The following is a 24,344-nucleotide window of genomic DNA, read 5'->3' as shown; positions in this document are numbered from 1 at the left end:
TCGCTTATAGATCATCATATCGGAAAGCATAGATTAGACGAATCGATGTGCATAAGGGAGAGGAAATCATGGCACTGACGATTGGATTGACCGGCGGCATCGCAAGCGGAAAAAGTACGGTGACCGGGATGATTCGCGAGCTGGGGATTCCGGTGATTGATGCGGACCAAGTCGCGCGCGATGTCGTCAAAGTGGGAGAGGAAGCATACGCGCAAATTGTCGCAACGTTTGGCCAGGATATTTTGCAGGCAAACGGGGAAATTGACCGGGCCAAACTAGGAGCGATTGTCTTCCATAATGAGCGGGAGCGGAAAAAGCTGAATGCCATCGTTCATCCGGCGGTCCGCCGGCGCATGATGGCGGAAAAAGAAGCGTACGTTCAAAACGGGGCGAAAACGATCGTCCTCGATATTCCGCTTTTATTTGAAAGCGAGCTGACCCATTTTATCGATAAAGTCATTGTCGTATACGTCGATGATGAGGTGCAGCTCGAACGGCTAATGAAACGGAACGGTTTTTCGAAAGAAGAGGCGCTGGCGCGAATTCGTTCGCAACTGCCGCTTCGAGAAAAAGTCAAAAAAGCAGATGCCGTCATCAATAATAACGGAACGGTGGAAGAAACAAAACAACAGCTTTTGCAAATTTTAACGGAATGGGACGCCCTTTAAAAACGGGCGTCTTTTTTTATCATTTCGTTGAATTTTTTCTCCACATTCCCCAAAAATATGATATACTATTTATGCGTAGACTTGTTTATTAGTATAACATATATGTGAGAGGAGAACATAAATGAAAGCAAAAATAGCGATTAATGGATTCGGACGAATTGGAAGAATGGTATTTCGCAACGCCATCCATTCTCCATACCTAGATATCGTGGCGATTAATGCAAGCTATCCATCCGAAACGTTAGCGCATTTAATAAAATATGATTCCAATCACGGTAAATTTGACGGAGAAGTGATTCCGCGCGAAGATGGTCTTCTTGTCAACGGCAAAAAGGTAAAACTGCTCAGTTCGCGCGATCCGAAAGAGCTGCCTTGGAAAGAGCTCGATATTGATATTGTTATCGAAGCGACAGGAAAATTTAATTCCCGCGAAAAAGCGAGCCTTCACCTTGAAGCGGGAGCGAAGCGTGTTATTTTAACTGCGCCGGGGAAAAATGAGGATGTCACGATTGTCGTTGGCGTCAATGAGCATGTGCTTGACATCGATCAACATTTCATCATTTCCAACGCTTCCTGCACGACAAACTGCCTTGCTCCTGTGGTAAAAGTGCTTGATGAAGCGTTTGGGATTGAAAATGGGTTAATGACAACGGTCCATGCTTATACGAACGACCAAAAAAATATCGACAATCCGCACAAAGATTTGCGCCGCGCCCGCTCTTGCGCGCAGTCGATCATCCCGACAACAACGGGAGCGGCAAAAGCGCTAGGATTAGTATTGCCACATTTAAAAGGAAAGCTGCATGGAATGGCGCTTCGTGTTCCGACGCCAAACGTATCGCTCGTTGACTTAGTCGTGGATGTGAAAAAAGAGGTTACGGTGGAAGAAGTCAATGAAGTGTTTATTCGTGCCGCGAACGGCCCATTAAAAGGCATTCTCGATTTTACGATGGAGCCGCTTGTTTCGATAGATTTTAATACGAATCCGCACTCGGCGATTATTGACGGTCTTTCGACGATGGTGATGGAAGGTCGGAAAGTAAAAGTATTAGCATGGTATGATAATGAATGGGGCTATTCTTGCCGCGTTGTCGATTTAGCGAACATGGTCGCCGTCAAAATGATCGAAAAACTAAGCGTAAATGCAGGATAAAAAGTGCTGGCCTTAACGACCAGCACTTTTTTTATGTGATCGGCAAAGGGTGGTTTGCATTCTTTGTAAAAAATTTAAAAAGCATGTTGCAAAAACAACGTAAACAAAGTATACTATGTCTCGTGAACTTCTTAACGGCAGGTAATGTGACTACTTAAAGGGTTAGGACCTCTTAGGACTAACTTTCCCCCGTGGTAGTTATACATGCCATTATTGCAAAGAATTTCATGTTTTTATGTTAAGAAAATTTGTTCAAAGGGGGATTATGGAATGGACACAATGGGTCGTCACGTTATCTCAGAATTATGGGGATGCGATTTTGATAAGCTGAACGATATCGAATTTATTGAAAAAACGTTTGTTGATGCCGCACTGAAATCGGGTGCGGAAATCCGCGAAGTAGCATTTCATAAGTTTGCACCACAAGGTGTTAGCGGAGTAGTCATTATTTCCGAGTCCCATTTGACGATTCACACATTTCCAGAGCATGGCTATGCGAGCATTGACGTCTACACATGTGGACATTTAGATCCGACGATTGCGGCGGATTATATCGCCGATAAACTTGGGGCTCAAACGCGGGAAACGATTGAACTTCCGCGCGGCATGCGCCCAATTGAAGTGAAAAAAGCGCAAGCATTATAATCGTAACGAGCGTAAGAAAAGAGGTGCGAAACGTGGCGCCTCTTTTTTATTTTTCAATAGTGTACCATTCTTGTCCAAAATAATGGTATGATAATATTTAAGTAAGGAGAAGAATGAGGAGAAATCGCAATGGGTGCCTGGAAAAAATGGAAATATGCGCTAACCAATCATTGTGAAACAAGGGACAACCATGAAGATGAAGAATTGCGGAGCCATTACTATAAGGCGACAAACAATGCGGTGATGAAAGCGGTAAAGGAGCTATTTGCTTCTTCCCCGGATTACGAATTACTATCCGTTTCAGAGGAAAGGGGAGAATTTAGCGCGCAAACCCGCCGTGGCAAAAAGGTGTTTATTGTCGCTACGGTGATCTCCGTCCGGCCACTGGAAACCGCGGTGGACTTTTCCGTCACTACAGAAACAACGTTGCTGCCGTTTGATTTCGGTCGGAGCCGCAACGTCATTATTGATTTATACCGGAAACTAAATCAGCGTCTCCCGTATATCGGATCAGGGCTAAACGCCTAATGAAACGGCTTGTCCGCGCTTTGTTGTTCCGTTATTATAAAAGATAAGAATGAAAAAACGGAGTTGGTTTTATGAGATGCCCATCATGTCAGCATCACGGCACAAGAGTTCTCGATTCGCGGCCAGTGGATGAAGGGCGTTCGATCCGGCGCAGGCGGGAATGCGAACAGTGCCACTATCGCTTTACCACGTTTGAAAGAGTGGAAGAAATGCCGCTCATTGTTGTGAAAAAGGAAGGAACGCGTGAAGAATTCAGCCGCGATAAGATTTTGCGCGGCTTAATTAAAGCGTGTGAAAAACGGCCGGTTGCGTTAGAAGAGTTGGAAAAAATTACGCAGGATATCGAACGGGAGCTGCGCAATCAGGGCGTCGCTGAAGTAAAAAGTGAAACGATCGGCGAAATGGTAATGGAGCGGTTGTCGAAAGTCGATGAGGTGGCGTATGTTCGTTTCGCCTCCGTATATCGCCAATTTAAAGATATAAACGTATTTATCGAAGAGTTAAAAGAACTAATTAAAAAAGGACAACGCTAAAGGGCTTATTTGCATATCGGTAACAAGCCCTTTTTTTCATCGTTAAAGGAAGGTCGAGAATATGGAACATCATTGGAAAGAGTTAATTCCGGTTGACCGTTATACGGTACGAAGCAATGGAGTGCTGCATGACTTTGACCGAAAAGTGCTGACGCTTCTTTATCAACCGCTAATCGGTTATCGCGCCTTATGTTTATATATGACGCTATGGAGCGAATTAGAGCTGCTTTCGGAGAAGGAAACGACCCATCATAGCCTGATGGTGCTGATGCAGTGCAATTTAAAAGAAATCTATGAGGAGCGTCTAAAATTAGAAGGGATTGGACTGTTAAAGACGTATGTAAATATCAAGCATGGCGACGAACCGAAGTTGTTCATTTACGAATTGCAACCGCCGCTAGCACCGGAACAATTTTTCACCGACGGGATGCTGAACGTTTTCCTCTATAATCGCATTGGCAAACATAAGTTTCAGCAATTAAAACAATTTTTTTCTACCTCCGCGATCGACCAAACGAAATTTTCTCCCATTACCCGTTCGTTTCATGATGTTTTTGCTTCTGTTCATATCGAGCAGATGGTGGCAAACATTCATGGGGAAGTGCAAGAAGATTTGCAACTGGCCGATGGGTATGAGTATGTTGGCCGAAAAGAAAACACCTATCAACTCGACGATGATGTATTTGATTTCGAGTTATTTTTTGCCGGTTTGTCGAAACATATGGTGCCAAGGCGGGCGATTACGGCGAAAGTAAAAGAAGCGATCAAAAAATTGGCGTTTTTGTATGGCGTTGGACCGCTTGATATGCAAAAAATTGTCATGAGCGTCATTGACCCGTCTTATCATATTGATATCGATGCGCTGCGCAAAGCCGTCCATGAATGGTACGAATTTGAACGCGGCCATGCTTTGCCAAACCTGAGTTCACGAGTGCAGCCGCTCCCATATCGAACGATGGAGAATGTCGAGCCCAAAACGAAAGAAGAACAGCTGATGAAACAGCTGGAAACGATTTCTCCCCGCCAGCTGTTAATCGAAATTTCCGGCGGGGCCGAGCCGTCGATGAGCGACTTGCAGCTGATTGAAGATATTATGTTTCAACAGAAACTGCTTCCCGGCGTGGTGAACGTATTAATCTATTATGTTATGTTGCGAACCAATATGAAATTATCCAAAAAGTATGTCGAGAAAATCGCCAGCCACTGGGCGCGCAAAAAAGTGCGCACCGTCAAGGAGGCAATGGAGCTGGCAAAGCAAGAAGCGAAAACGTACCAAAGCTGGGCGGATGAAAAAAGCAAAAGAACAAATAGAAAAACAGTGCGAAAAGAACTGTTGCCAGAATGGCTTAATATGGATTATAGTCAAAGCGATGAGCAAAGTAATGAGATCGATATTGAGGAAAAACGGCGTGAGCTGGAAGAACGGCTAAAAAAATACCGCGACGAATAATAGGATGTGAAAGCAATGGAACGAGTCAATCAATTATTACATCGGCTGCTAGGCAGAAAAGACTTTCAGCAACGTTATGAACAAATGAAGCGGCAAATTTTGGCGCATCCGGACGTACAAGCGTTTTTGCGGGCGCATGAGCGGGAAATTACAAAAGAGATGGTAGACCGCAGTTTAATGAAACTGTACGAGTTTATCGAGCAAAGCAAAAACTGCGACCAGTGTCCAAGTTTAGAGCAATGCAAAAACTTTTTGAAAGGATATCATCCCCATCTCGTTATAAAAGGGACGGTCATTGATGTTAAGTATGACCGCTGCCCGGCGAAAATAAAGCATGATGAACGGAAACAGCAGGAATCGCTCATTCAAAGCTTATTTGTGCCGCGCGAGATTTTGCAGGCGTCGCTGTCTCATATTGATCTAGATGACGAAGGACGAATGAAGGCGATTGAGCTTGCCGACCGTTTTGTTTCCGAGTATGAACCTGGAAAAAAGATGAAGGGCCTTTATTTATACGGATCGTTTGGTGTCGGAAAAACGTACATCCTTGGCGCGATTGCCAACGCGCTGGCGAAAAAGAACGTCCAGTCGTTGATCGTGTATGTTCCTGAATTTTTCCGTGAGCTGAAAAGTTCACTGCAAGATCAAACGGTGAACGAAAAACTCGATTACGTCAAAAAAGTACCGATTTTAATGCTCGATGATATCGGCGCTGAATCGATGTCAAGCTGGGTGCGCGACGACTTGCTGGGACCGATTTTGCAATATCGGATGTTCGAAAACTTGCCGACGTTTTTTACCTCGAACTTTGATTTGCAGCAGCTTGCCCATCATTTGACGTATTCGCAGCGCGGCGAGGAGGAACAGGTGAAAGCAGCGCGCATTATGGAGCGGATTCGTTATTTGGCGCAGCCGGTAGAAGTAAAAGGCAAAAACCGACGTCTTGAATAGGGTATTTCCGAAAACGGAAATATCCTTTTTTTATTCTAAATGACTGTTTGTCCCCATATATATAGAAACAAGCATTGACTCGTAAAAGGGGGGACAGCGCTTGATCGAAATTTATTTGGACCAAGCAAGCGATGCGGAAAAGTTGTTTTCCATATTGAAGGAGAGAGAGAAAAAAGCGGTTCATCCGCTCTTTTGCACAACATATAGTGGAAATTCCCTCGTTGCGATTTACATATATGGCCATAACGAAGATGTCATCTTCTCTGATATCATGCCGGCCATCACGGAATTTATTTTGCGTTTTGTGGAAGACCGGTTGTTATTATCGATCATTTCCGGTACGTTTTATTTTCAAGACAAGGAAGAACAGCAGCAAATTTTACAGATCGCCCATTCGTTTCTCGATGGCGAACGATATGACTACCGCAAAGGAAAACAGCTTTCCGTTTCCCGAGAAACATTGATTCGCCAAGCGTTAGAGCAATTTTTAACAGATGGGCTTTCTTTTTCCTTCTCCTCCTTTATCACGTTTCGCCTGAAATCGTATATGGAGCGGCTGCAACATTACGTCGAGCTGGCGATCGATGAATATAAGCTGGAACAGGAATATCAAAATTTCGTGCAAACACTTCGTGACTGTGTTGCGGCAAGACCGCCGAAACTGCCACGAATCTATTTAGTTCACCAACCGCCGTCTTTTCTTTTTTATGATGAGAAGCTGCGGGAAATTACCGCGGGAGAATTAAAACAATGGATTGATCGCAATTTGATCGTCAGCCAGCCGATGTACATCGATTCTTCCGTGCTGGCGCCGCTTGTGTCCATCGCTCCAAGCGAAATTTATTTGTATACTGACCATGAAGATGACGGAATGATCCAAACGATTCAAAATGTGTTTCAAGAACGCATCCGCCTTCGGAAGCAAAGCGATTTTGCGAAATGCCATATTTCCGCACAACAAGATGGATGAACTTGATTTTTTCCTGCACTCATTCTATAATAACGTACATAAAGAATATGGAAAAGTGATGATGAGGACACGGGTGTATTTTTACGGTTTCCAGAGAGGGAAGGCATCGGCTGAAACCTTCCTAACACGAAAAATACACTTACCACCTCGGAGCTGCGGCAGTGAACGACGCACGTCCAGTAATTGCCGTCGGTACGTTCAACCGTTATGACTTTCGAGCCATTGCCTAGGATCGGTATGCCTTTTTTTGGCAATGGGAAGAAGGGTGGAACCACGACGCAAACTCGTCCCTTTGTTATGGAGGGAGGAGTTTTTTTATTTTCAAAACAGAAGGAGGAGAAGCGTATGTCGGAAGTGATTCGCATTACATTCCCGGACGGGGCGGTAAAGGAGTTTCCGAAAGGAACGACAACGGAAGAGATCGCCGCTTCGATCAGCCCGGGATTAAAGAAAAAAGCGATTGCTGGAAAATTAAATGATCGTTTTATTGATTTGCGCACGCCGATTCAAGAAGACGGCGCGATTTCGATCATTACGCAAGACATGCCGGAAGCGCTCGATATTTTGCGCCACAGCACGGCCCATTTGATGGCGCAGGCGATTAAGCGTCTGTACAAAAACGTGAAACTTGGCGTCGGGCCAGTGATTGAAAATGGATTTTATTATGACATTGATATGGAACACGCTTTAACACCGGAAGACTTGCCGAAAATCGAACAAGAAATGCGGAAAATTGTCAAAGAAAACTTGGAAATCGTCCGCAAAGAAGTAAGTCGGGAAGAGGCAATCCGCCTTTATGAGGAAATCGGCGATAACTTAAAGCTTGAGCTGATCAACGATATTCCAGAAGGAGAAACGATTTCCATTTACGAGCAAGGCGAGTTTTTCGACCTTTGCCGAGGGGTACACGTTCCATCGACTGGAAAAATTAAAGAGTTTAAGCTGTTGAATATTTCCGGAGCGTACTGGCGCGGCGACAGCAACAACAAAATGCTGCAGCGCATTTACGGAACGGCGTTTTTCAAAAAAGAAGATTTGGATGAATACTTGCGCCTGTTGCAGGAAGCGAAAGAGCGCGACCATCGCAAATTAGGAAAAGAGCTGGAATTGTTTACAACGTCGCAAAAAGTCGGACAAGGCCTGCCGCTCTGGCTGCCAAAAGGGGCGACGATTCGCCGCATTATCGAGCGCTATATTGTCGATAAGGAAATTGAACTCGGCTATCAGCACGTTTATACGCCGGTGCTTGGCAGCGTCGAATTGTATAAAACTTCCGGACACTGGGACCATTACAAAGATAACATGTTCCCGCCAATGGAAATGGACAACGAACAACTTGTGCTGCGCCCAATGAACTGTCCGCATCATATGATGATTTATAAAAACAAAATTCATAGCTATCGGGAACTTCCAATTCGTATCGCCGAGCTGGGCACGATGCACCGCTATGAAATGTCCGGGGCGCTTTCCGGATTGCAGCGCGTCCGCGGCATGACGCTGAATGATGCCCATATCTTTGTTCGTCCGGACCAGATTAAAGACGAATTTAAGCGCGTAGTGAACTTAATTTTGGAAGTATACAAAGATTTTGGCCTAAATGACTATTCGTTCCGCCTTTCTTATCGCGATCCGCATGACAAAGAAAAATATTACGATGATGATGAAATGTGGGAAAAAGCGCAACGGATGCTGCGTGAGGCGATGGATGAATTAGGATTGGAGTATTATGAAGCGGAAGGGGAAGCGGCGTTTTACGGTCCGAAGCTGGATGTGCAAGTGCGCACCGCGCTTGGCAAAGACGAAACATTATCGACGGTGCAGCTCGATTTCTTGCTTCCGGAACGATTTGACTTAACATACATTGGCGAAGACGGAAAACCGCATCGCCCGGTTGTCATCCACCGCGGCGTCGTTTCGACGATGGAACGATTCGTTGCGTTCCTCATTGAAGAATATAAAGGAGCGTTCCCAACTTGGCTCGCGCCTGTGCAAGTAAAAGTCATTCCGGTATCGCCGGAGGCGCATCTCGACTATGCGTACGAAGTAAAAGAAGCGCTGCAAGCGAAAGGATTCCGCGTCGAAGTCGACGAGCGCGACGAAAAAATCGGCTATAAAATCCGCGAAGCGCAAATACAAAAAATTCCTTACATGCTTGTTGTCGGCGACAAAGAAATCGCGGAAAACGCCGTGAACGTCCGCAAATACGGTGAACAAAAAAGCGAAACAATGCCGCTCGATGACTTTATTGCTTCCTTGCAGGAGGAAGTGCGGCGAAAATAGATAAAAACACGCCCGTGAAGTTTTGCTTCACGGGTTTTTTCTTTTTTACTTGTCAAACCTTGAACGATTCGCTATAATGAAAACCGTTGTTTGTTCAATCAAGAAAAGCGCCTTGACATGCCACTTCCAAGGTGATATATTGTATAGAGTGAATAGAATACTTGTTTGTAACAAAAGCAGAAGCACCCCGCTTCTCACCTGGTTGACGCCATGTGGCTGTTGACAGGTCGTTACGGTTCGAGATATTGTTTTCGGACGTAAGCAGTGTGGGTGTCGTATGCATCCACACTTTTTTATTAGCAGGAAAAGGTCGATGATCGGCTGTTTTTCCGGAACCGCTCGATGTAGGGTGTGCGATGCGACAAACAAGTAATTCGTAAAAAACCTTGGAGGTGGCTGGTTATTAGCAAAGATTTCATTATCAACGAAAACATTCGTGCCCGTGAAGTCCGCTTAATCGATCCAAACGGCGAACAGCTGGGGATCAAATCGAAACAAGAAGCGCTCGAAATTGCGGCGAGATTAAACCTCGACTTAGTGATGGTGGCGCCAAATGCGAAACCGCCGGTATGCCGCATCATGGATTACGGCAAATTCCGCTTCGAGCAGCAGAAGAAAGAAAAAGAAGCGCGCAAAAAGCAAAAAGTGATCAACGTCAAAGAAGTGCGCTTAAGCCCGACGATCGAGGAGCACGACTTTAACACGAAGCTCCGCAACGCGCGCAAGTTCCTTGAAAAAGGCGATAAAGTAAAAGCGACAATCCGCTTTAAAGGACGGGCGATTACGCATAAGGAAATTGGTCAACGCGTCCTTGAACGGTTCTCCGAGGCATGTTCGGATATCGGCGTCGTCGAGACGGCACCGAAAATGGACGGGCGCAATATGTTTTTAGTGCTAGCACCGAAAAACGATAAATAATCGAGTGAGGAGGAACACCTATGCCAAAAATGAAAACTCATCGTGGCGCTGCAAAGCGTTTCAAAAAAACTGGTACCGGTAAATTAAAACGCGGTCATGCTTATACAAGCCACTTATTTTCCAGCAAAACGCAAAAACAAAAACGCAAACTTCGCAAAGCAACGCTTGTATCTCCTGGCGACTTCAAACGCATTCGCCAACTGCTTGACAACTTGAAATAATGGAGAAATATAGGAGGGAATATTTATGCCACGTGTTAAAGGTGGAACGGTAACGCGCAGACGTCGCAAAAAAGTGCTGAAATTAGCAAAAGGTTATTTCGGAGCGAAACATGCTTTATATAGAGTCGCAAACCAACAAGTAATGAAATCGTTAATGTACGCGTATCGCGACCGTCGTCAACGGAAACGCGATTTCCGCAAACTTTGGATTACGCGCATTAACGCTGCTGCACGCATGCACGGTCTTTCCTACAGCCGCTTCATGCACGGTTTAAAATTAGCGGGTGTAGAAGTGAACCGCAAAATGTTAGCGGACTTAGCGGTCAATGACCAAGCTGCGTTCGCACAGCTCGCTGACTTAGCGAAAGCAAATTTAAACAAGTAAGGAAGCAGTGACCATTCTCGCTGACGGAGAATGGTCTTTTTTTCTTATAGAAAGGAAATGACCATGGTACAATATAGTTTGGTGATGAATATTATCGGTCTTTTCATCATGGCGATCGATAAGTATAAAGCGAAGCGCCATCAATGGCGCATCGCCGAAAAAACGCTTTGGCTCGTTTCCTTCATCGGCGGGGCGGTTGGTGCGGCAGTTGGCATGTATTGGTTTCATCATAAAACGCGCCATCGTGCTTTCCGCTATGGCTTGCCGCTTCTGGCGGTGATGGAGATTGTGGCATATGTTTGGCTTTTTAACTTTTTGTAGGGGGTGAAAGAATGGATTTTGCAGCGCTTTACTCGCTGCAGCGCCAGCTCGATGAGCGGATTGAGGCGCAGCACGGCCTTATGGAAGAAGATCTGTTTGCAAAAAAACTGCTCGCTTTGCTTGTCGAAATCGGCGAGCTGGCCAATGAAACGCGCTGTTTTAAATTTTGGAGCGTGAAACCGCCGTCTCCACAAGAAAAAGTGCTCGAAGAATATGTCGACGGACTGCATTTTATTTTATCGCTCGGCTTGGAATGCGATTTTCTCTATTCCGAGATTCCGCCGCAATCGGCCGCTTTGCCGCTTGTCGAGCAGTTTCTCGCCGTTTTTCAAGCCGCGGATGAGTTTGGAAAAACGAAATCGCGGCAAAGCTATAACCGGTTGTTTACCGAATATTTGCGGCTCGGCGGGCAGCTCGGTTTTTCTACGAAACAAATCGAACAAGCCTATAAGCAAAAAAATCAAGTCAATCATGAACGGCAAAATCAGAATTATTAACAAATTTTGTACATTATTGGCGATTTTGGGTATAATAAAGGATGGATAAAAACGGAAAGGGGTTCCATCATGGCGAAATACGATGAAACGTTGACGATGCTGAAGGATTTAACCGATGCGAGAGGCGTCCCTGGAAATGAACGGGAAGCGCGCGAAGTAATGAAAAAGTACATAACTCCTTATGCCGATGAAGTAACGACAGACGGTCTCGGCAGTTTAATCGCGAAAAAGAAAGGAGCTGCCGACGGTCCGAAAATTATGATTGCCGGCCACTTGGACGAAGTCGGCTTTATGGTGACGCAAATCGATGACAAAGGATTTATCCGTTTCCAAACGCTAGGCGGTTGGTGGAGCCAAGTTATGCTGGCGCAACGCGTCACCATTTTAACGCGCAAGGGAGAAATCACCGGTGTCATCGGTTCGAAACCGCCGCACATTTTGCCGCCGGAAGCGCGCAAAAAACCGGTCGACATTAAAGATATGTTTATTGACATTGGCGCAACAAGCCGTGAGGAAGCAATGGAATGGGGCGTGCGTCCGGGCGACTCGATTGTTCCGTATTTTGAATTTACCGTATTGAATAATGAAAAAATGCTGCTTGCGAAAGCTTGGGACAACCGGATCGGTTGCGCGATCGCGATTGACGTGCTCAAGCAATTAAAAGATGTCGATCATCCAAACGTCGTGTATGGCGTTGGCACGGTGCAGGAAGAAGTTGGTTTGCGCGGGGCAAGAACAGCGGCGCATTTCATTCAGCCGGATATCGCGTTTGCTGTGGACGTCGGCATTGCCGGCGATACGCCAGGAGTTTCCGAAAAAGAAGCGATGGGCAAGCTTGGTGCGGGACCGCACATCGTTCTGTATGATGCGACCATGGTATCGCATCGCGGTTTGCGCGAGTTTGTCATCGATGTCGCCGAAGAACTCAACATTCCTTATCATTTTGACGCAATGCCAGGCGGCGGCACCGACGCAGGCGCGATTCATTTAACGGCAAGCGGCGTGCCGTCGCTGACGATCGCGATTCCAACGCGCTACATCCATTCCCATGCGGCGATTTTGCACCGTGACGATTATGAAAATACGGTAAAATTGCTTGTCGAAGTCATCAAGCGCTTAGACGCGGAAAAGGTAAAACAAATTACATTTGAATAATCAGCGGAGAGAAGCCGGCAAATCAATGTCGGCTTTTCTTTTTAGCGAAGGGATAATAGAAGCGAAAGACAAAGATGCGAGATGAAAAAACATATATTAGCATAACAAACTTAGGGGGAAGAGAAATTGGTTTCTGTGAATGTATGGAATGCGGATGCATATGATGAAAAGTTATCGTTTGTGTCTGAGTTAGGGAAAAGTTTGGTAGAGATGTTAGGCCCGAAACAAGGAGAAAAAATTCTTGATTTAGGATGCGGGACAGGAGATCTTGCAAATGAAATTGCAAAAATGGGAGCCAAAGTTGTCGGGATGGATGTATCCCCTGATATGATCGAAAAAGCACGAAAAAAATATCCGCATCTTTCTTTTCTTGTAGATAATGGTGAATCATTTCGAACTGAAGAACGCTATGACGCTATTTTCTCCAATGCCGCTTTGCATTGGATGAAGCGGGCTGAAAGTGTTGTGCAATCGATGGCTCTTGCTTTGCGAGAGGGCGGCCGGTTGGTCGCTGAATTTGGCGGAAAAGGAAACGTGGACGCTATTGTGAAAGCAATAGAAGAAGTTTTATTCACAAACTATGGCATTGATGCAAAAGAAAGAAATCCATGGTATTTTCCGAGCATTGGGGAATACAGCAGTTTGCTTGAAAAGCACGGATTTCGTGTGATCTATGCCAGCCATTTTGATCGCCCTACTCCTTTGCCTGATGGAGATCAAGGATTAGATCATTGGCTGGACGGCTTTGCTGGCGGCTTTTTTGCTGGTTTGGAATCGTCTGAAAAAGACCTGGTTTATCGGCAAATAAAAGAACGATTAAGAGCATACTTATGGAAGGATGGCGCATGGATTGCGGATTATAAACGGATTCGAATGATAGCGGTGAAGGAGGAAAGGGAAGCGAAATAAAGCTTCCCTTTTATGCATGTTGCTTGACCGCTTGTTCCAGTGTTGTGAGCATTTCCTCTTTTTGCTGCTCGCTCGAATGTTTCCAAATCTCTTCAAAGAGGACGCCGAGCCCCGGCAAATATTTTTCCTCTCCACGTTGAATCGCGTCAACAATCGTATCTTCCAATTGCTCCTTCGTGTTGTTGGCCACATTTTGTATAACTGCATGGCGCAAGTTTAAATCCATCTCGTTCACCTCACTATTATGTAGTTACATGCTTATTTTTTACGTGGATTTCGTTTATTATGTATATGGATACGCAAAACGTAAAGGAGAATCAGCATTGAAACGAATTGAGTCGGTAAAAAATCCGCAAGTGAAGCAGTGGAAAAAGCTGCTGACGAAAAAGGAACGAGAAAAAACAGGGCATTTTCTTATCGAAGGATTTCATTTAGTGGAAGAAGCGTTGAAAAGCAACATATCCATTATCCAATTGATTGTTGATGAAAATAAAGCGATTCCGGCAACATGGGATGTGAGCGGCATCCCGCTGGCCATCGTCACGGAAGACGTGATGAAAGCGATCAGCGCCACGGAAACGCCGCAAGGCATCGCGGCCGTATGCGAACAGTTTTCCTATGACGATATGGACTGGACGCAGGCGAATGTGCTTCTGATTGACGCCGTGCAAGATCCAGGCAACATCGGCACGATGATCCGCACCGCTGATGCGGCGGGAATGGATGCGGTGATTCTTGGGGAAGGATGTGCTGATCTATACAATCCGAAAGTTATCCGCGCGACGCAAGGTTCACTTTTTCATCTGCCAATTATGCGCGGAAATCTCCGTGAATGGATCGAGCGTCTGCGCGAGAAAAATGTCGCGGTTTACGGAACGGCGCTGGAAAATGGGGAAGATTATCGCCATATTGAGCCGACGCGACCGTTCGCTTTGCTTGTCGGCAACGAAGGAAGCGGGGTTCAGAAGGAATTGCTGCAAATGACAACGAAAAACTTATACATTCCGATTTATGGACAGGCCGAGTCGTTAAACGTCGCCGTCGCCGCCGGAATTTTGCTTTATCATTTACGCGGGACGTTGTAAAAATTATAGATAAAAGCTAGAAAATGAAGCCATTTTTGCATGCAGGTGGTTGCATCGCACCTGCCTGTTGCCTATAATATAAAAATAGTTAAATAAGTTAAATACGGAAAACAACGATGAAAGAGAAGAGTAGCTTGCCACTCGCCATCCAGGGAGAAAACGCCGTAGACTGGGAGCGTTTTTATGGTAGAAGCAAGTGAATTCACCTCTGGAGTTGACACTTGGACCATTCCGCGCTTGCGGAATGTAAAGGTGTTCCGGCCGATGCCGTTATCGCAATGAAGCGAACAGCGCGTTTTTTGCGCTGTTAACAAGGGTGGTACCGCGAGTGCACTCGTCCCTTATGGCAAGGGGCGAGTTTTTTTATGGAACATACTAGTGTGGATTTCACGTAAAGATATTCCAAAAGTATTGCTTCATGAACATCAAGCATGGGCAGTGGAAGAGGCATTTCGTTTATTCAAGTGAAGAAAAGGAGGAATTTTCCATGAAAGAACGGTTGCAGCAGCTTCAACAAGAAGCGCTCGAAAAAATTGAACAAGCTAGTGACTTAAAAGCACTTAATGAGGTGCGCGTCGCTTATCTTGGCAAAAAAGGCCCGATTACCGAAGTGCTCCGCGGCATGGGGTCATTATCGCCGGAAGAGCGTCCGGTCATAGGCGCGCTCGCCAACGAAGTACGGCAAGCGATTCAAAGCGCGCTAGAAGCAAAACAAGCAAAGCTCGAACAAGAGGAAGTCGAAAAAAAATTAGCGGCGGAAGCGATTGATGTCACGCTTCCAGGCCGCCCGGTCAGAAGAGGAAATCATCATCCGCTCACGCGCGTCATTGAAGAAATCGAAGACTTATTCATCGGCATGGGCTATACGATTGCCGAAGGGCCGGAAGTCGAGAAAGACTACTACAATTTTGAAGCGTTGAACTTGCCAAAAGGCCACCCGGCGCGCGATATGCAAGATTCGTTCTACATTACCGAAGAAATTTTGCTTCGCACTCATACATCACCGGTGCAAGCGCGCACGATGGAAAAACATCAAGGGCGCGGTCCGGTCAAAATCATCTGCCCGGGAAAAGTGTACCGCCGCGACAATGATGACGCGACTCACTCGCATCAATTTACGCAAATCGAAGGGCTTGTTGTCGATGAAAACATTCGCATGAGCGACCTGAAAGGAACGCTGCGCGAGTTTGCCCGCAAAATGTTTGGCGAAGACCGCGAAATCCGCTTCCGTCCAAGCTTTTTCCCATTCACCGAGCCGTCGGTCGAAGTCGATGTATCCTGCTTCCATTGCGGCGGACATGGCTGCAGCGTATGTAAAGGGACTGGATGGATTGAAATTTTAGGCGCCGGCATGGTCCATCCAAACGTCTTAGAAATGGCTGGATTTGATTCGAAAAAATATACCGGTTTCGCGTTCGGCATGGGGCCGGAGCGCATCGCGATGCTTAAATACGGCATTGATGACATCCGTCATTTCTATCAAAATGACATTCGTTTCTTACAACAATTCCACCGTGTGTAAAAGGGAGGTTTGACCGATGTTTGTTTCTTATAAATGGCTGCAAGAATATGTAGACCTTACGGGAATAACGGCAAAAGAACTAGCCGACCGCATCACCAAAAGCGGCATTGAAGTCGAAAGTGTGGAAGTATTGAATAAAGGGGCAAAAGGCGTTGTCGTCGGGCATGTGCTTGAGCGCGAGCAGCATCCAAACGCCGATAAATTAAGCAAATGCCTCGTCGATATCGGCGAAGGCGAGCCGGTGCAAATTATTTGCGGCGCCCCAAACGTCGCCAAAGGGCAAAAAGTAGCGGTTGCCAAAGTCGGTGCCGTTTTGCCAGGCAATTTGAAAATTAAACGGGCGAAACTGCGCGGCGAAGAATCAAACGGTATGATTTGCTCCTTGCAAGAGCTCGGCGTTGAATCGAAATTAGTGCCGAAAGAATACACCGATGGCATTTTCGTCTTTCCAAGCGACGCTCCAGTTGGCGCGGATGCGTTGGAATTATTAAATTTAGACGATGAAGTATTAGAACTTGGACTTACGCCAAACCGCGCCGATTGCTTAAGCATGATTGGCGTCGCGTATGAAGTGGCGGCGATTTTAGGCCGGGACGTGAAGCTGCCAGCCATTGAGCTTCAAGAAAATGCCGAAAATGTTCATGATTATATTTCTGTACGCGTCGATGCGCCGGAGGACAATCCGTTATATGCAGGACGCATTGTGAAAAATGTGAAAATCGGCCCATCGCCGCTTTGGATGCAAACGCGTTTGATGGCGGCAGGAATCCGTCCACACAACAACGTAGTCGATATTACGAACTACATTTTGCTGGAGTACGGCCAGCCGCTCCATGCGTTTGACTATGACCGTCTCGGCTCGAAAGAAATTGTCGTGCGCCGCGCGAAAGCAGGCGAAACAATTGTCACGTTGGATGATACGAAACGCACGTTAACGGAAGACCATCTTGTCATTACGAATGGAACGGAACCGGTTGCCTTAGCTGGCGTGATGGGCGGAGCGAATTCTGAAGTACGAAATGACACAACGACCGTATTTATTGAATCAGCCTATTTCACCAGCCCTGTCATTCGCAAAGCGTCGAAAGACCACGGCTTGCGCAGTGAAGCAAGCACGCGTTTTGAAAAAGGCATTGACCCGGCGCGGACAAAAGAAGCGCTTGACCGCGCGGCCGCGTTAATGGCTGAGTACGCTGGCGGCGAAGTCGTTGGCGGCGTTGTCGAAGTCAATACGTTAAAAGAACAAGAAGTGACGATTACAATTACGCTAGACCGCATTAACCGCGTGCTTGGCACGACGATTACAAATGACGAAGTCGCCACGATTTTAACGAACTTACAATTTGCGTTTACCGAAGATAACGGAACGTTTACGATTACTGTTCCATCACGCCGCCGTGACATTACGATTGAAGAAGATATTATTGAAGAAGTAGCGAGATTATATGGCTATGACCGATTGCCGGCAACATTGCCAGTCGCGGAAGCGAAGCCGGGCAAATTGACGCCGTATCAAGCAAAACGCCGGCAAGTGCGCCGTTATTTAGAAGACGTTGGCCTGTTCCAAGCGATTACGTATTCTCTGACAAGCGAGGAAAAAGCGACGATGTTCTCGTTAGAAACGGCGGAACCGATCCGCTTGGCGCTGCCGATGAGCGAAGAACGCAGCGTCCTTCGCCAAAGCTTGCTGCCGCATTTGCTGGAAGTAGCGAGCTATAACCGCGCGCGCCAAGTCGAAAACGTCGCTGTCTATGAAACAGGCGCGGTATATCTCACAAGCGGCGAAAACGAACTGCCAAGCGAAAAAGAACGTCTCGCCGGAGTCGTGACAGGTGTATGGCACGCCCACTTATGGCAAGGTGAGAAAAAAGCGGTTGATTTCTATGTAGTCAAGGGAGTTTTAGACGGATTGTTTGAGTTGCTAGGCTTAACGAATCGCGTTGAATATAAGCAGGCAAAGCGCGAGCATATGCATCCGGGGCGAACCGCTGATATTTTGCTAGATGGCAAGACGATCGGCTTTGTCGGCCAGCTCCATCCGGTCGTGCAAAAAGAATATGATTTAAAAGAAACATATGTCTTTGAACTTGCCTTGACCGACTTGTTAAACGCGGAAGTGGAGGATATCCGCTACTCGCCGATTCCGCGCTTCCCGTCGATCACCCGCGACATCGCCCTTGTCGTCGATGAAAACGTCGTCGCCGGTGAGCTGCAAAAAACGATTACCGAAGCGGGCGGCGAGCTATTAAAAGAAGTGTCCATTTTTGATGTATACAAAGGCGACCGCCTTCCAGAAGGCAAAAAATCGATCGCCTTCTCGCTCCGTTACTACGATCCGGAACGTACATTAACGGACGAAGAAGTAACAGCCGTTCACGAAAAAGTGATTCAAGCGGTAGAACAGCAATTCGGCGCCACATTGCGCGGATAAATAGAATCCCTCGTCTTATGCGGAAGCATAAGGCGGGGGATTTTTTAGTAAATTTCTGAGAAAAAGGTGCCGAAAATGTATAAAAATCATCTCGAACAGCAGCTGAAAATTAATGAATATCGCCTAGAGCATAATATAAAACCTGTGGCGCTCAATACGTTTTGGGGGTATTTAGTGAATTCTGCCGATATCATTTCTCTGATCACGCTGTTTACGATTATTGTGGCGGCAGGTAGCGTAGCGAGCGAATTTTCTTGGGGAACAATCAAGCTGCTTCTCATTCGTCCTGCCAGCCGCACGAAAATTTTGCTTTCGAAATACATTGCCGCCTTGTTGTTTGCGCTTTGTATGTTGCTATTGTTATTTGTTTTCTCAGCGGTCATCGGCGCGATTATTTTTGGAATCGAAGAAATCCGCGAACCATATTTAGCGTACCAAAATGGAACGGTTGTTGAGAAAAGCATGCTTCTTCACGTTATGCAAGTATATGCACTCAATTGCGTTGATCTTGTCATGATGACGACCTTTGCGTTTATGATATCCGCGGTGTTTCGCAATCACTCGCTTGCGATTGGACTGGCGACTTTTGCCTTGTTTGTTGGGCCGCAGATTACGACGCTTCTTGCGATGAAATTTGACTGGGCAAAATATTTATTATTTGCCAATACAAACTTAGCGCAATACATTGATGGAACGCCGCTTGTCGAAGGAATGACGATGGCATTTTCCATTATGATGCTGCTTGTTTATTTTGTTATATTTAATACACTTACATTGCTTATTTTTCGGAAGCGCGATATTGCGGCGTAATGCTTCTTATCGTGGATTACGAAACGAAAAAGGATGTCACTCTTGCCAAAGAGATGACATCCTTCATTATATTTTTTGGATAGAGATGACCGTGGGCAGAACATGGGATAAAAAGGTATAATAAAAATATATAAGCGATTCGGAGTGATGACATGATGAAAGAAATGGATTTTTCTGAATTGAGTGAGTGGATTTTGGAGAAAAAAAGCGATGTGGAGCGGGACATATTGCAGACAAAAGGAAAAGAGCGCAATATCCGTACACGGGCTCGTGATGAAAATGAAGCCAAAATATTAGATGATCTATGTAGAAAACGATGGAAAAAGGCAGAAGCAGAAGGAAAAGTAAAATATTTGAGCAAGCGGGTGTGGTATTATGAATTCGATTGAAGAAGCAAAGCAAAAACTTCGTGCGCTTCGTTCCAAAACCTCGTTTGAAAAAATGGTGCAAGTGACGGCGATGAGGCGATAATTTTATTTTGTAAAATGAAAAAGAACGTACGGAGGTGTTTTCGAATGGGAAATCTTCTTGTAGAATGCCCAGGATGCAAACGGAAACTTCCTAGTAAAAATTTAGAGCCTTGCGACCGTTTATCACGCATCTGGCGAGTGCTGGCAGCTTTACGGAGAATTAACCGTATATAACATGTCCAAAAATGATCCTGACTTCATCCATCAACTAGCCGTCGACGCCTATGGCGCGCAACATACAGGAGGGGTGACGCGCAGCATCACAACAGCATTTGCGCTCATCGGCTTATATTTATCCATTGAATGCGGATACACAGGGAGACAAGTCCAGAAAGCACACATGAAATTAGCCGAGCGGCGGTACGATTGGCCTCGCTTCGAACCACCTCATCAAACATATTCGCTGACGGTATTCGATGTGTTGCGTGCGGAACCGGGAAAGAAAAGAGACGAGATGCTTAAAGCTTGGGCAGAAGAGGTCTGGAAGAGCTGGGAACACTACTATGATTGGGTCAGAACGTTCTGCCATCCAATTGCCACATAGCAATTTTTATTTTGAAAATAGGAACGCAATGTAAACGACAGCTCTACTATGGCGAATTGATGCTCCCACGTCGGAGATGGGCTCATGTTATACGCTACGCCGTCAATGAGTTCCCAACGCCCTTCCCACTGAAGGTAGTCTTGATACGAATACGGTTTGGACGGTTCTTGTTTCATTTTTGATTCCTCCCGTACTTTCCTTCATTATATCATTCTTATTTGGAAAAAAGAAAATCTTCTCGGTTGACTTTTTTTTGGGGGAATTGTTACATTGTTTAATAGTTAAATAATTAAACTATTTTTTCATAAAAAGGAGTGATATCTTGCGGTACGGAAACATTCATGATTTAGTAGAACGATATTTGTCTGTTTCCTTTATCGTGATGAGAAAAGCGGCGGCGCTCGTCAAGTGCGAGCTCGATGAAGATATGACGAATGATCAATATTACTTGCTTCGTTACATAAAAAAGAAAGCGAAATGTACATCAACTGAGCTTGCGTCCATGTTTGGCGTCAACAAAAGCGCGATTACGGCGATGACGAACCGCCTTGTCGATAAAGGATTGCTTCAGCGCACGCGCGATGAAAACGACCGGCGTGTTGTCTATTTAACGTTAACAGAAAAAGGAAAAGGATGGATTGCGAAAGCAGAAGAAAAAATTCATAAATTAGTAGAATCGTTCATAACCAAATTTTCGGAGAGGGAAATTGAATCATTTATCCAAACGTATGAAAAGCTTGCCCGCATTTTGCAAGAGATGGAGGGAACATCGTGAGAGGAATAGTCAAAGGAAAGTGGTTCGTGCTGTTGGCGTGGATTGTCGCTGCTGTCGTTCTCATTGTGACGGCGCCGAACATGGCCGATCTTGTCCGTGAGAAAGGGCAGCTGAGCGTGCCGAAAGGATACTCGTCATCGTTAGCGACGGAGATTTTAAAGGAAGTGCAGCAGCGGGAAAACAAGGGCAGCGAACTGTCAACGGTGCTTGTGTTTTACCATAAGGGCGGCCTGACGGATCACGATTGGAAGGAAGCCGAGCACGCCGTCAGCGAGCTGGAGAAAAATAAAAAAAGGCTGGGAATTACTGAGATTGTTTCCCCGTTTAAAGAAAAAGAATTGAAAGACCAGCTCGTCTCCAAAGATGGAACAACGATGCTGATATCGGTCAAAGTCGAAAGAAACGGCCGAAGCGCGCAAGAAATGACAAAAGCGCTATACAAAGCGATCGATGACGTTTCTGTCAAGCATTATTATACGGGAAGCTGGATGATTGACGAAGATGTCATCGTCAGCTCCCAACGCGGGTTGAAAAAGACAGAAGGCATTACCATTGTGTTTATTTTAGTGGTGCTGTTTGTCGTATTCCGTTCGTTTGTCGCGCCGCTCATTCCGCTTGTCACCGTTGGGATGACGTATTTAGTGTCGCAGTCGATTGTTGCTTTTCTTGTGGATCAAGTCAATTTTCCGCTGTCCACGTTTACGCAAGTCTTTTTGGTGGCGGTGCTGTTTGGAATCGGGACGGACTATTGTATTTTGCTGTTAAGCCGGTTTAAAGAGGAGCTTCCAAAACATGAAAATCGCACCGATGCGATCGTTGCAACGTACCGTACCGCTGGAAAAACGGTATTATTCAGTGGAATTGCGGTGATGATTGGATTTGCCGCAATTGGATTATCAACGTTTAAGTTGTATCAGTCCGCTGCCGCGGTAGCGGTCGGCGTGGCGGTGTTGCTGGTGGCGTTGATGACGTTGGTGCCGTTTTTTATGGCCGCGCTCGGTCCAAATCTGTTTTGGCCGGCTAAAGGAAATTTAGAGCATAAACAAAGCCGCTTGTGGGATGCTGCTGGCCGTTTTGCGTTTGCCAGACCGCTAGTCGCTTTAGGAATCGTTGCGGTCATTACCGTTCCGGTATTGGCGACGTATGATGGCGATTTATCGTTTGATTCGCTTGAAGAAATTGGGGATAATTACGCATCTGTAAAGGCGTTTCACATTATCGCCAAAAGCTTTAATCCTGGCGAAGCGATGCCGACGCAAATCGTCATGAAAAACGATGAAGCGATGAACTCGCAGGAGTATTTTGCACTCATTGAAAAAATCAGCCGCGAAGTCGAAAAAGTCGATGGGGTGGATAAAGTTCGTTCCGTTACGCGCCCGACCGGAGAGCCAATTGAACAATTGTTTGTCACAAAACAGGCCGAAAACTTAAAAAACGGACTTGGCCAAGGGAAAAACGGCATCGAGAAAATCAGTTCAGGCCTTAATCAAGCGAGCGGGCAGCTTTCCGCTTCCGCGCCAAAATTAAAGCAGGCGACAAGCGGCATCGAACAGCTTGTATCGGGAACGGAACGGCTACAGACGGGCGTTGGCGACCTGCAAAAAGGACTGGTGCAGATTGAGCAAGGCATTCGCAGCGGCTCCATGGGAGCAGGGGAGATTAAAAAAGGATTAGCGACGATGCAAGAAAATGCGAAAAAGCTGCAACAAGGCGCTGAACAGTTGCTGCAAGGATACGAAAAGGCGGGCGCCGGGCTCTCTTCGCTTGCCAGCCAGTATGAACAGCTGCAAAGCGGCATGAACGCCTTATCGGAGCAATTATCCTCGGTAAGCGCGTCGTTGAATCATATGGGGCAAACACATTCAGAACTGCAGCAGGATCCAGAATATCAGCGAACAAAAATGATGGTAGCGGGATTAGCAAAACAATCACAACAAATGACTGCTGGTTTTACGCAATTAAATACCGCACTCAAACAGGTAAGCGCTGGGGTGCGCCAAGCGAACGGCTCGTTTGCGCAGCTGATTGGTGGCCAGAAAGCGCTGATCGGTGGAATGACAAAACTCATCGCTGGGCTTGACAAGCTGCAAAAAGGCATGGACAAAGCGGCAAACGGGCAGCATCAAGTGATTGAGCGTCTTCCAAAGCTCTCGAATGGATTAAACCAAGTGAACGCCGGGCAAGAACAGCTGTTGCGAGGATTTTCCCAGTTAGACGGACAAATGAATCAATTGATTACAGGACTGGATCAAAGCGCCGACGGTCTTCGAAAAGTATCGAAAGGCCTCGGTTCCGCGGAAAACTATTTATCCGAGCTTTCATCGGCGCCAAATAAAGAAATGACAGGCTGGTATTTGCCAAAACAAGTGTTAGAGAGCAAGGAATTTGCCAAAGCGCAAGACGAGTATATGTCCAAAGACAGAAAAGTCGTGACGTTTGACGTCATTTTTGATGAAAACCCATATTCGACATCAGCGTTAAATAAAATCGACGACATTAAACAGGCGGTCGCAAGGGCAGTGAAAGATACGAAGCTCGAAAACGCAAAAGTTGCTGTTGGCGGTGTAACAAGCATTTACTCTGATTTGCATACGATTTCGTCCAATGACTATTCACGCACCGTCGTGTTGATGCTTGCCGGAATTGCCCTTATTTTAGCGATTTTGCTCCGTTCGTTCATCATGCCGGCGTACTTGATTTTGTCGCTTGTGTTGACGTACTACACTTCCATGGCCGTCACGGAGTTGATTTTCGTCAACGGGCTTGGCTACGCCGGTTTGAACTGGGCGGTATCGTTTTTCGCGTTTGTTATCTTGATCGCGCTTGGCATCGACTACAGCATTTTCTTGATGGATCGTTTCAACGAATACCGCGACAAGCCGGTGCAGGAGGCGATGCTGATTGCCATGCGCAACATGGGAACGGTCATTATCTCGGCGGCTGTCATTTTAGGCGGAACGTTTGCGGCGATGTATCCGTCCGGCGTCTTGTCGCTCTTGCAAATCGCGACAATCGTCCTTACTGGGTTAATTTTATACGCGCTCGTTGTGCTGCCGCTATTTGTGCCGGTGATGGTCAAAACGTTCGGCAAGGCAAACTGGTGGCCGTTTATGAAGTAAAGGC

At 46.2% G+C, this 24,344-nt stretch carries 25 protein-coding genes, 1 pseudogene and 2 other annotated features; of the genes and pseudogenes, 24 read left to right on the top strand and 2 right to left on the bottom strand.

All coding sequences use genetic code 11. The features are described from left to right. Positions 1-68: 68 nt before the first annotated feature. The 16 genes from coaE (at position 69) to BDD39_RS11180 (ending at position 13,584) form a co-directional block, all read left to right on the top strand. The gene (gene coaE / locus BDD39_RS11255; protein ID WP_166910679.1) at positions 69-668 is read left to right on the top strand and encodes a dephospho-CoA kinase; all 600 of its coding nucleotides are present in this window, start codon (positions 69-71) and stop codon (positions 666-668) included. 121 nt (positions 669-789) lie between these two features. Beyond that, the gene (locus BDD39_RS11250; RefSeq protein ID WP_166910677.1) at positions 790-1,821 is read left to right on the top strand and encodes a glyceraldehyde-3-phosphate dehydrogenase; all 1,032 of its coding nucleotides are present in this window, start codon (positions 790-792) and stop codon (positions 1,819-1,821) included. 270 nt (positions 1,822-2,091) lie between these two features. Further along, the gene (speD, locus tag BDD39_RS11245) at positions 2,092-2,466 is read left to right on the top strand and encodes an adenosylmethionine decarboxylase (RefSeq protein WP_003248680.1); all 375 of its coding nucleotides are present in this window, start codon (positions 2,092-2,094) and stop codon (positions 2,464-2,466) included. Between the two features lie 129 nt (positions 2,467-2,595). Beyond that, entirely contained in the window at positions 2,596-2,994 is a 399-nt protein-coding gene (locus tag BDD39_RS11240; protein WP_166910675.1) for a cytosolic protein, read from the top strand. A gap of 71 nt (positions 2,995-3,065) precedes the next feature. Beyond that, positions 3,066-3,527: a transcriptional regulator NrdR gene (gene nrdR, locus BDD39_RS11235; protein WP_017437237.1), complete on the top strand. Its 462-nt coding sequence runs from the start codon at positions 3,066-3,068 to the stop codon at positions 3,525-3,527. Between the two features lie 61 nt (positions 3,528-3,588). Then, on the top strand, positions 3,589-4,977 hold the full coding sequence (locus BDD39_RS11230) for a replication initiation and membrane attachment family protein (RefSeq protein WP_166910672.1): 1,389 nt from the start codon (positions 3,589-3,591) through the stop codon (positions 4,975-4,977). Positions 4,978-4,992: 15 nt separating this feature from the next. Further along, a complete protein-coding gene (dnaI, locus tag BDD39_RS11225; RefSeq protein ID WP_166910670.1) occupies positions 4,993-5,928 on the top strand; it encodes a primosomal protein DnaI in 936 nt (311 codons plus the stop codon). A 100-nt stretch (positions 5,929-6,028) separates the two neighbouring features. Next, positions 6,029-6,898, top strand: coding sequence for a putative sporulation protein YtxC (gene ytxC / locus BDD39_RS11220; protein WP_166910668.1), 870 nt, complete (start codon positions 6,029-6,031; stop codon positions 6,896-6,898). 345 nt (positions 6,899-7,243) lie between these two features. Then, on the top strand, positions 7,244-9,178 hold the full coding sequence (thrS, locus tag BDD39_RS11215; protein WP_166910666.1) for a threonine--tRNA ligase: 1,935 nt from the start codon (positions 7,244-7,246) through the stop codon (positions 9,176-9,178). Positions 9,179-9,346: 168 nt separating this feature from the next. Next, positions 9,347-9,479 (top strand) — a sequence feature (ribosomal protein L20 leader region). Positions 9,480-9,529: 50 nt separating this feature from the next. Continuing rightward, positions 9,530-10,096: a translation initiation factor IF-3 gene (gene infC / locus BDD39_RS11210; protein WP_341801466.1), complete on the top strand. Its 567-nt coding sequence runs from the start codon at positions 9,530-9,532 to the stop codon at positions 10,094-10,096. Positions 10,097-10,116: 20 nt separating this feature from the next. Then, complete coding sequence (gene rpmI / locus BDD39_RS11205; protein WP_166910664.1) at positions 10,117-10,317, top strand: 50S ribosomal protein L35; 201 nt, start codon at positions 10,117-10,119, stop codon at positions 10,315-10,317. Positions 10,318-10,342: 25 nt separating this feature from the next. Next, the gene (gene rplT / locus BDD39_RS11200) at positions 10,343-10,702 is read left to right on the top strand and encodes a 50S ribosomal protein L20 (RefSeq protein ID WP_017437227.1); all 360 of its coding nucleotides are present in this window, start codon (positions 10,343-10,345) and stop codon (positions 10,700-10,702) included. A gap of 63 nt (positions 10,703-10,765) precedes the next feature. Then, positions 10,766-11,023, top strand: a complete 258-nt coding sequence (locus BDD39_RS11195; RefSeq protein WP_166910662.1) for a DUF1294 domain-containing protein — start codon at positions 10,766-10,768, stop codon at positions 11,021-11,023. Between the two features lie 11 nt (positions 11,024-11,034). Beyond that, complete coding sequence (locus tag BDD39_RS11190) at positions 11,035-11,520, top strand: dUTP diphosphatase (protein WP_166910660.1); 486 nt, start codon at positions 11,035-11,037, stop codon at positions 11,518-11,520. Positions 11,521-11,589: 69 nt separating this feature from the next. Then, complete coding sequence (locus BDD39_RS11185) at positions 11,590-12,675, top strand: M42 family metallopeptidase (RefSeq protein ID WP_166910658.1); 1,086 nt, start codon at positions 11,590-11,592, stop codon at positions 12,673-12,675. A 135-nt stretch (positions 12,676-12,810) separates the two neighbouring features. Further along, on the top strand, positions 12,811-13,584 hold the full coding sequence (locus tag BDD39_RS11180) for a methyltransferase domain-containing protein (RefSeq protein WP_166912387.1): 774 nt from the start codon (positions 12,811-12,813) through the stop codon (positions 13,582-13,584). Positions 13,585-13,594: 10 nt separating this feature from the next. Here the strand turns inward: BDD39_RS11180 and sspI are convergent, their stop codons facing one another. Beyond that, positions 13,595-13,810, bottom strand: coding sequence for a small acid-soluble spore protein SspI (gene sspI / locus BDD39_RS11175; protein ID WP_166910656.1), 216 nt, complete (start codon positions 13,808-13,810; stop codon positions 13,595-13,597). A 97-nt stretch (positions 13,811-13,907) separates the two neighbouring features. Here sspI and BDD39_RS11170 point away from each other — a divergent pair, with 97 nt between their 5' ends. From BDD39_RS11170 to BDD39_RS16460, 6 genes are all read left to right on the top strand, one after another. After that, positions 13,908-14,669 (top strand): TrmH family RNA methyltransferase, encoded by a 762-nt coding sequence (locus BDD39_RS11170; RefSeq protein WP_166910654.1) that lies wholly within the window; start codon positions 13,908-13,910, stop codon positions 14,667-14,669. A 107-nt stretch (positions 14,670-14,776) separates the two neighbouring features. Then, positions 14,777-15,014 (top strand) — a binding site (T-box leader). Positions 15,015-15,156: 142 nt separating this feature from the next. Further along, complete coding sequence (gene pheS / locus BDD39_RS11160) at positions 15,157-16,191, top strand: phenylalanine--tRNA ligase subunit alpha (protein WP_166910652.1); 1,035 nt, start codon at positions 15,157-15,159, stop codon at positions 16,189-16,191. A 16-nt stretch (positions 16,192-16,207) separates the two neighbouring features. Next, complete coding sequence (gene pheT / locus BDD39_RS11155) at positions 16,208-18,622, top strand: phenylalanine--tRNA ligase subunit beta (protein ID WP_166910650.1); 2,415 nt, start codon at positions 16,208-16,210, stop codon at positions 18,620-18,622. Between the two features lie 75 nt (positions 18,623-18,697). Continuing rightward, the gene (locus BDD39_RS11150; RefSeq protein WP_243846029.1) at positions 18,698-19,432 is read left to right on the top strand and encodes an ABC transporter permease; all 735 of its coding nucleotides are present in this window, start codon (positions 18,698-18,700) and stop codon (positions 19,430-19,432) included. 152 nt (positions 19,433-19,584) lie between these two features. Next, positions 19,585-19,821: a hypothetical protein gene (locus tag BDD39_RS11145; protein ID WP_243846028.1), complete on the top strand. Its 237-nt coding sequence runs from the start codon at positions 19,585-19,587 to the stop codon at positions 19,819-19,821. A 256-nt stretch (positions 19,822-20,077) separates the two neighbouring features. Further along, positions 20,078-20,446 (top strand): DUF5946 family protein, encoded by a 369-nt coding sequence (locus BDD39_RS16460; protein WP_243846027.1) that lies wholly within the window; start codon positions 20,078-20,080, stop codon positions 20,444-20,446. Here the strand turns inward: BDD39_RS16460 and BDD39_RS11140 are convergent. Beyond that, positions 20,434-20,622, bottom strand: a pseudogene (locus BDD39_RS11140) (Uma2 family endonuclease); the annotation flags it as partial. The gene BDD39_RS16460 and the pseudogene BDD39_RS11140 overlap by 13 nt on opposite strands. A 146-nt stretch (positions 20,623-20,768) precedes the next feature. On the opposite strand from BDD39_RS11140, the gene BDD39_RS11135 reads away from it, so the two are divergent. Both BDD39_RS11135 and BDD39_RS11130 read left to right on the top strand, forming a co-directional pair. Beyond that, positions 20,769-21,221: a MarR family winged helix-turn-helix transcriptional regulator gene (locus BDD39_RS11135; RefSeq protein WP_166910648.1), complete on the top strand. Its 453-nt coding sequence runs from the start codon at positions 20,769-20,771 to the stop codon at positions 21,219-21,221. Beyond that, entirely contained in the window at positions 21,218-24,340 is a 3,123-nt protein-coding gene (locus BDD39_RS11130; protein WP_166910646.1) for an MMPL family transporter, read from the top strand. Before BDD39_RS11135 ends, BDD39_RS11130 begins: the two co-directional genes overlap by 4 nt. Positions 24,341-24,344: the final 4 nt, after the last annotated feature.

The organism is Saccharococcus thermophilus, assembly GCF_011761475.1.
Classification (GTDB): Bacteria; Bacillota; Bacilli; order Bacillales; family Anoxybacillaceae; genus Saccharococcus; species Saccharococcus thermophilus.
Note: the sequence above shows the minus strand (reverse complement) of the source record. Positions and strands in the feature narration are given on the sequence as shown.

Bases quoted from the DNA above. Each gene is read 5' to 3' on its own strand.
- dnaI (WP_166910670.1), top strand. From the start codon at position 4,993: ATGGAACGAGTCAATCAATTATTACATCGGCTGCTAGGCAGAAAAGAC.
- nrdR (WP_017437237.1), top strand. From the start codon at position 3,066: ATGAGATGCCCATCATGTCAGCATCACGGCACAAGAGTTCTCGATTCG.
- BDD39_RS11240 (WP_166910675.1), top strand. From the start codon at position 2,596: ATGGGTGCCTGGAAAAAATGGAAATATGCGCTAACCAATCATTGTGAA.
- rpmI (WP_166910664.1), top strand. From the start codon at position 10,117: ATGCCAAAAATGAAAACTCATCGTGGCGCTGCAAAGCGTTTCAAAAAA.
- BDD39_RS11195 (WP_166910662.1), top strand. From the start codon at position 10,766: ATGGTACAATATAGTTTGGTGATGAATATTATCGGTCTTTTCATCATG.
- BDD39_RS11230 (WP_166910672.1), top strand. From the start codon at position 3,589: ATGGAACATCATTGGAAAGAGTTAATTCCGGTTGACCGTTATACGGTA.
- BDD39_RS11150 (WP_243846029.1), top strand. From the start codon at position 18,698: ATGTATAAAAATCATCTCGAACAGCAGCTGAAAATTAATGAATATCGC.
- speD (WP_003248680.1), top strand. From the start codon at position 2,092: ATGGACACAATGGGTCGTCACGTTATCTCAGAATTATGGGGATGCGAT.
- sspI (WP_166910656.1), bottom strand. From the start codon at position 13,810: ATGGATTTAAACTTGCGCCATGCAGTTATACAAAATGTGGCCAACAAC.
- pheS (WP_166910652.1), top strand. From the start codon at position 15,157: ATGAAAGAACGGTTGCAGCAGCTTCAACAAGAAGCGCTCGAAAAAATT.
- BDD39_RS11185 (WP_166910658.1), top strand. From the start codon at position 11,590: ATGGCGAAATACGATGAAACGTTGACGATGCTGAAGGATTTAACCGAT.
- BDD39_RS16460 (WP_243846027.1), top strand. From the start codon at position 20,078: ATGTCCAAAAATGATCCTGACTTCATCCATCAACTAGCCGTCGACGCC.
- coaE (WP_166910679.1), top strand. From the start codon at position 69: ATGGCACTGACGATTGGATTGACCGGCGGCATCGCAAGCGGAAAAAGT.
- BDD39_RS11250 (WP_166910677.1), top strand. From the start codon at position 790: ATGAAAGCAAAAATAGCGATTAATGGATTCGGACGAATTGGAAGAATG.
- rplT (WP_017437227.1), top strand. From the start codon at position 10,343: ATGCCACGTGTTAAAGGTGGAACGGTAACGCGCAGACGTCGCAAAAAA.
- BDD39_RS11145 (WP_243846028.1), top strand. From the start codon at position 19,585: ATGATGAAAGAAATGGATTTTTCTGAATTGAGTGAGTGGATTTTGGAG.
- thrS (WP_166910666.1), top strand. From the start codon at position 7,244: ATGTCGGAAGTGATTCGCATTACATTCCCGGACGGGGCGGTAAAGGAG.
- pheT (WP_166910650.1), top strand. From the start codon at position 16,208: ATGTTTGTTTCTTATAAATGGCTGCAAGAATATGTAGACCTTACGGGA.
- BDD39_RS11190 (WP_166910660.1), top strand. From the start codon at position 11,035: ATGGATTTTGCAGCGCTTTACTCGCTGCAGCGCCAGCTCGATGAGCGG.